Origin of the sequence: Paenibacillus jamilae, assembly GCF_050482105.1 — a bacterium.
Taxonomy (GTDB): Bacteria; Bacillota; Bacilli; order Paenibacillales; family Paenibacillaceae; genus Paenibacillus; species Paenibacillus jamilae_B.
The window spans coordinates 1-1,025 of record NZ_JBCNHI010000089.1 but is presented as its reverse complement, the minus strand read 5'-3'; the positions used below and the strand labels follow the sequence as shown (position 1 = coordinate 1,025).

Below are 1,025 nucleotides of genomic sequence, written 5' to 3'. Positions count from 1 at the left end.
AACAACAGCGCATGATCCGATGTACGGATTCGAAGCGTCTGATCAAAATACGTTTTCAGATTGCACAGCCCGTGGTGCTCCAGCATCACGCCCTTCGGCTGCCCGGTTGTTCCTGACGTATAAATCACATACGCCAAATCGTTTGGACCGGACCCTGGCTCCAGGTTGGAGCCATCCTCGTGGTACACACTTTGTGCTCCATCCAGCACCAGCACTTGACCGTCGATAACTGCTTTGTCCACCAGATGACTTTGTGTCAACAGCAGCTTCGCCCCCGAGTCATCCAGCATATAGCGGATGCGCTCTTCTGGATAGGTTGGATCGATAGGAACATAGGCGCCTCCGGCTTTTAAAATCCCGAAGATGCCCACGATCATGTCCACCGACCGCTCGGTCATCAGACCGACCAAACGATCTTTCGTCACGCCTTGATTGCGCAGGGTGCGCGCTAATCGATTGGCGCGTTCATTCAGCTCACGGTAAGTCAGCGCTTCTCCTTCAAAGAACAAGGCTGTCTGCTCTGGCGTCTGGGCCGTTTGCGCCTCGAACAAGCCGTGAATCGTTTGCTCGTTTGGATAGGCTACCGCTGTATTGCCCCAGACCTCAACGATCTGCTCGCGTTCCTGCGCGGTTATCATATCCAGCTCCTGTACACGGATGTCCGGCTTCGCAGTCACCTGCTCCAGCAGCTGCACCAGATGGCCTCGAATGTGCTCTACACTTTCCCGTTCAAAGGCCCGGGCATTATAGCCAAAGCTCACATGGATGGTATCCCCTGGCAGCACCACCAGGTTAAAGTCATAGTTGGTCTGCTCGACAGACTCGGCTCCTGTGATGGTGAAGCTGGATGCCTCCCCACTACCTAATTGCTCGATTTGTTCCTCTACTGGATAGTTCTCAAAAATAAGAATATGGTTGATCAAATCCTGCTTAAGCTCCGACAATCCCTGGATTTCATACAACGGATACGTATCGTAGACATGGGAATTGATCGATTGCTCCTGGACGTGCTTCATCACGCCCGA

General features: G+C 53.0%; 1 protein-coding gene. It reads right to left on the bottom strand.

Annotated features, from left to right (window positions below; translation table 11 throughout):
* A partial coding sequence (locus ABEW32_RS26510; protein WP_430193291.1) for an AMP-binding protein occupies positions 1-1,025 on the bottom strand: 1,025 nt, incomplete at both ends.